Genomic DNA, 5,761 nt, shown 5'->3' on the forward strand with positions numbered 1-5,761 from the left:
CTAAATCGACAGCCCGCTAGTGAGGAATGAGCGGATAAACAGGTGTCGGATCAATGGAAGCCTATCCCACTTATTTTCCGCTCATTGTTTACCGGAGTCACCGAGGACGCCATGTTTGTGACGCACAATTTCACCTTCGACCAGATAGATCGTTTCTTCGGCAAGGTTCTCCGCCAGATCGCCGATGCGTTCCAGGTGTCGCGAGGCGCTAAAGCAATGAATCGCCGGTTCGATCAGCGATGGGTCCGCCTTGATCAACTCCTGCAGATGATCAATGATTTCGCGGTTCTGTTGATCGACCAGGTCATCCATCTTGATGACTTCGACCGCCATTTTTGCATCGTTGGTGACGAACGCATCCAGGGAACGCCGGACCATGCGAATGGTGGCATCAACCATTTCGGTCATCTGTTCCGGGACGGTAAACAGCGGAAACGTCGACATGGCTTTGGCGCGTTCGGCGATGTTGCACGCGATGTCGGCCATGCGTTCCAATTCCCCGTTGACCTTCACCACCGTGATCAGCCAACGCAGGTCACCTGCCACGGGCTGGTGAAGCGCCAAGAGCTTCAGGCACTCCTCTTCGATTTTTACATCGGTGATGTCGACACCTTCATCGCTTTCGACGACACGATCCGCGAAATCGGTTCGGCGCTCGACGAGCGCGCGGACCGCCAATTGGATCATTTGCTCGACGACGGTGAATTGGTTGACCAGCTGCTCGCGAAGATTTTCAAGTTCGCGCTGGAGGTGTTTTGACATCAATATTCTTATCCAAACTTGCCACGGACATAGTCGTCGGTCTGTTTCTGCTGCGGCCGGGTAAACACCTGCTCGGTAGGACCGGCTTCGATCAGTCTGCCTTCGAAAAAGAACGCCGTTTTATCGCTGCAGCGAGAGGCTTGCTGCATGTTGTGTGTCACGATCACGATCGTGTACTGGGTTCTCAGTTCAAAGATCAGGTCTTCGATCGCCAGCGTACTGGAAGGATCCAGTGCGCTACAAGGTTCGTCCATCAAAAGCACTTCGGGCCCCACGGCGATCGCCCGGGCGATGCACAATCGCTGCTGCTGTCCACCGGACAGACCGAGTGCCGGTCCATGCAGTCGATCTTTGACTTCGTCCCAGACCGCGGCCTTTTGAAGGGACCATTCGACCAGTTCGTCCAGTTCAGACTTGGACGTTTTCATGTGCAGCCGCGGACCGAAAGCGACATTGTCATAAATGCTTTTGGGAAACGGGTTCGGCTTTTGAAAGACGATGCCGACTTTGCGGCGGAGCCCGACGACATCCAGACCGGGGTCCAGCACATCGATTTCGACGTGATCATTGGAGGCGTCGCCGGTGATCGCAAGCCGTCCCTTCGCTCGCGCGCCGGGGACGACATCGTTCATCCGATTGATCCACTTCAGCAGCGTGCTTTTGCCGCAACCACTGGGACCGATGAATGCGGTCACCTTGTGCTTGGGGATGTCCAACGACAGGTCGTGGATCGCTTGGAAATCGCCATACCAAGCATTCAGTTTTTCGATGTGAATCAGCGTCTGATCGGGGAGCGCGTCGGAATTCTGCTCCGAGTCGATCGCTGGCGTTACGCTTGACATGACTTCGCGGGGTTCAAGATTGAGCTTTTTGGACGTGATGACGAATATAGATGGCAGTCGAGTTCAAGAGAAGCAAGACGACCAACAGGACAATGATGGCGGCGGCGGAAAGTTCCTTGAACTCATCCTGTTGGCGTCCGGCCCAGTTAAAAATCAAAACGGGCATGGTCACCGCGTCGTCCATCAGGTGTTTGGGACCGGTGCTTTTGGCGACCGCCGCCCCCATCACGACCAGAATCGGCGCGGCCTCGCCGATGGCTCGTCCCATCGCCAAGATCGCTCCGGTCATGATCCCTGGCAACGCGGCTGGTAAACAAACGTCACGAACGGTCTGCCATGTCGTCGCGCCCAACCCCATCGATGCCTCACGCAGCGACGATGGCACCCCGCGGAGCGATTCTTGGGACGAGATGATGATAATCGGCAGAATCACCAGCGCCAGCGTCAGCCCCGCGGAAAGAAAACTTTTGTCGAACGGCAGTCGAAAGTAGTACCAGCTTCGTTCGGTGATCGTCCCACCGATGGCTCCGGCCCGAACCGTTTGTCGGCGAATGGCGGGGTCGGACGGTTTGGGAGTCCCCGGCGTCCAGATCGAGATCTCGATCGAATTGCCATCCGGATCGACGGCTTGGAACGGCTCGTCAAACGTGGTTTGCCGCTTCGTGGGGTCCGATTGTGGCACAAACACGACATGCCCCGGTTCCAAGGTCAAGACTTGGTAAAAGTGCTTGTATCCCATGATCTCCATGCCGGCCGACTCGTTGACGCGGATCTGGCCGAACACGTTGAACATGTAGACGAATACGGTCAGCCCCAGCAGCCCGTAAACGATCGACGGCACCCCGGCGAGATTGGAGATGTTGAGTTGCACAAATCCATGGATCCAACGCAGCAGCTTGTTCGTCGGCTGGAATTCTTCCAAAAAGACTGCCGTTCCGACGCCCAGTGGCAGCGCGACGACGGCACAGGTGCCGCAGACGAAGAGCGACCCCAGGATGGACGGCCACATCCCACTCCGCTCAATTTCCAATTCGCTGTGGGAACGCGTCAGCAAGTCGCTGCTCAATCGCGAATGGCCTTGGCTCCAAATCGAAGCCATCAGAAAGATCAAAATGACCACGCTGATCAACGCAATCGCGACACACAGAAAGTAGAACCACAGGCTGAACCGTTTTCGCCGTCTGGCATTGTCGGCCAGGTATTTTGCGTCCTGTTTGACGATCGCGTCCGGCATGGAGCTCATTGGTACGACTCCTTGAATCGTCGACGGATGATTTGGCCGACGAGTGTCATCAGAAAGGTGATGGTGAACAGCGTCACGGCGACCGCGTAAAGGCTGTAGTACTGCACGGTGCCGTATTCGCTTTCGCTCTTGATCATCTCGACGATGAACCCCGTCATCGTTTGAGCTTGTTGCGTCGGGTCGAGCGTCATCGTGGGCAGCGTTCCGGCAGCCAACGCGACCACCATCGTTTCGCCGATCGCTCGACTGAAGGCGAGCAAAAACGCCGAGATGATGCCGCTCAGCGCCGCGGGAACGACCACTTTCACGGACGTTTCAAAAGGGGTGCAACCGAGGCCATAGGCGCCTTCACGCAAGCTGCGCGGTACCGCACGCATCGCGTCCTCGGACAGGCTGCAAACCATCGGCAGACAGAGGATGCCGACCGCGATCCCGGCGCTGGTTGCATTGAAGGTTGAGAATGCCCCGTCGCTGAACAGTTGCAGCGACGGGCTGATGACCAAAATGGCAAAGTAGCCGAGCACGACCGTGGGGACGCCGGCAATGATTTCCAACGTCGGTTTGAGCCAGGATCGGATCTTCGCCGATGCGAATTCGCTCAGGTAGATCGCGGTGATCAACCCCAGCGGCAACGAGATGATCATCGCGATCAGCGTCACACGAAACGTGCCACTGAGCAGCGGCATGATTCCGAATTTGGCCTGCGCCAAGTCTTTGCTTTGCAGGGCCGTCCACTCGGTGTCGGTTAGAAAACCCGACATCGTGACCGCGTCACTGCGGAAGAAACCGGCGCTTTGCGTGATCAGCATGTAAATGATGCCGATCGTGATCAGCACCGTTGCGGTGGCACACAACGCCAGCGAAATCACGATCAGGCGTTCCGACAAGACACCCCAGCGGGTCGACCGAAACTCGCGATTTTGAAGTGATTTGGGGAGCGTCATCAGTTCACCGTATGCTTCCGATTGCAGGGGGGCAGCAACCGTCGGTGTTAGCCTTTAGGCGATACCCTGTCGCTGCAAAGCAGCGACAGAGGGCGGCTAAAGCCTGCACACCAACTCTGGTGCCCATGCCATCTATTTCTGCGCCTACTTGGTCAAGTTTTCCGGCTGATAGATGTCCGCAACCGCACCACTACGTGAGTTGCCTTCGGCATCGATGTAGTGGGTTCCGACGTTTTCTGCGTCCAAGTTATTCATGGCACGTTGCATGATCTCCTCGGGCAACCGGACATAGCCGACCCGCTCGCAAAGGTTGGGTGCGTTTTCCAAGAAGTACGACACAAACGTTGCGACCTCGGCACGGGGCAGTGAAGCGGTGCTGACATAGATAAACAACGGACGGCTGAACGGTGCGTAGGCTCCGCTGGCGATGTTTTCCGGCGTCGGCAAGTACGCTTGCTCGTCTTTGGGATTGACGATTTTAGCGGCCTTCAGCTTGTCCTTGCTCTCTTCGTAGTACGCCACACCAAAGAATCCGATCGCATACGGGTTTCCGGCGACTCCGTCGACCAGCACGTTGTCGTCTTCGCTCAAACTCATGTCGCTCCGCAGCGCATCCTCGGACTTGCCGATCACGACTTCGCGAAAATAGTCATACGTTCCGCTGCCGGTTCCCGGGGCAAAGATCTCGATGGTTTCGTCGGGCCAACTCGGGTCCACGTCACTCCATTTCTTGGCCGCGTCGCCGCCGACAAACATTTTCTTCAATTGGTCGACAGTCAGGGTGTCGACCCAATCATTTTTGGGGTGGATCACGATCGTCAGTCCGTCATAGGCGACGGGGATTTCGATGAATTCGACACCGTTTTCCTTGCAGGCTTCGAATTCACCCGGTTTGATCGGACGCGATGCGTCGGAAATATCGGTCTCTTTGTCTTGGAACATCTTGAATCCGTTGCCAGTGCCTTTCCCGTCGACGCTGACCGTGACGTCTGGATACAGCTTGGCAAACTCTTCTTTGACCGCGTTGGCGATCGGTTGCACCGTGCTGCTGCCGTTGATCTTGATCGTGCCGGTCAGGTTGGACGCGGCGACCGCGGTGTTCGATTCGCCGGCGGTTTCGGTCGACGTGGATTCCGACTTGCTGCCGCATCCGACCATTCCGACCAGCAGACTCGATACCAACGCAAGACAGCCGATCGCTCGTTTCCGATCCAGGGGCATCGGGCGAGAAGTGATTTGGAGGAACATCCCAGCAAAACTCCGGTAAAGATTGGGGGGGACCCGTGTCGCGATTTGAAAGCCCGCCGATCAACAGGAGAGCGGCAAAGCATGCCCCGGAAGGCAACGCTGTGAGGCATTTTTCCCATGTGTCTCTGGGAGTTTTAGCGGTAGGGCGCGAGCCCTCCGGTTCTTCATCTCTGCCACAACACCGGAGGGCTTGCGCCCTGCCGCTAAAAATGCTTCACTGCGTTGCCCGAAGTGGGCCATGCGCGGAAAGATAGCAGCGACTGTCTGAATTGACGACCGTCTAGCCGGCGCTAGCTGTGTGAAGATTAGATGAACCTGGGACGCGGTGCACCGATATCCAGCAATTCCTCACGTCGCGTCCGATTTCCATCTCGGGTCCCGACCACAAACTTGGCGACTTTCCCGGAGTTTTCGTCCGTCCTGCCGGATTTCGCTCGTCCGGGTGGGCGTACCGCCGATGCTGCCCCCCACATGAGTGTGTGCGGTTTCCACTCGTTCTAGGGCTCCGCCTTGGAACGCTTCTGGCGGTGTGGCTCCGCCACACGCGGTTCACGGGCAGGAGGCGGGAGCCTCCAATACAGTGTGTTCCCAGGCGGAGCCCTACGCCGTGAACGATTTTTTTCCTGTGTTTGACGAGGTTGTAGCGGCAGGGCGCAAGCCCTCCGGTTCCGCATCTTTGCCAAGACCGGAGGGCTCGCGCCCTGCCGCTAACAAATCGTTCA

General features: G+C 57.2%; 5 protein-coding genes. All 5 read right to left on the reverse strand.

Annotated features, from left to right (window positions below):
• Positions 1 to 81: 81 nt before the first annotated feature.
• The gene (phoU, locus tag NZK35_RS26230) at positions 82 to 762 is read right to left on the reverse strand and encodes a phosphate signaling complex protein PhoU (protein ID WP_259635485.1); all 681 of its coding nucleotides are present in this window, start codon (positions 760 to 762) and stop codon (positions 82 to 84) included.
• 8 nt (positions 763 to 770) lie between these two features.
• Positions 771 to 1,604, reverse strand: coding sequence for a phosphate ABC transporter ATP-binding protein PstB (gene pstB, locus NZK35_RS26235; protein ID WP_259635486.1), 834 nt, complete (start codon positions 1,602 to 1,604; stop codon positions 771 to 773).
• Positions 1,605 to 1,617: 13 nt separating this feature from the next.
• On the reverse strand, positions 1,618 to 2,847 hold the full coding sequence (locus NZK35_RS26240; RefSeq protein WP_259635487.1) for a PstA family ABC transporter permease: 1,230 nt from the start codon (positions 2,845 to 2,847) through the stop codon (positions 1,618 to 1,620).
• Positions 2,844 to 3,791 (reverse strand): phosphate ABC transporter permease subunit PstC, encoded by a 948-nt coding sequence (gene pstC, locus NZK35_RS26245; RefSeq protein ID WP_259635488.1) that lies wholly within the window; start codon positions 3,789 to 3,791, stop codon positions 2,844 to 2,846. Before pstC ends, NZK35_RS26240 begins: the two co-directional genes overlap by 4 nt.
• Before the next feature lie 144 nt (positions 3,792 to 3,935).
• Positions 3,936 to 5,039 carry a PstS family phosphate ABC transporter substrate-binding protein gene (locus NZK35_RS26250; protein WP_259635489.1) on the reverse strand — a complete coding sequence of 368 codons (1,104 nt, stop codon included), beginning with the start codon at positions 5,037 to 5,039 and terminating at the stop codon, positions 3,936 to 3,938.
• Between the last annotated feature and the right edge of the window lie 722 nt (positions 5,040 to 5,761).

It is taken from the genome of Stieleria sedimenti, assembly GCF_025060895.1.
Classification (GTDB): Bacteria; Planctomycetota; Planctomycetia; order Pirellulales; family Pirellulaceae; genus Stieleria; species Stieleria sedimenti.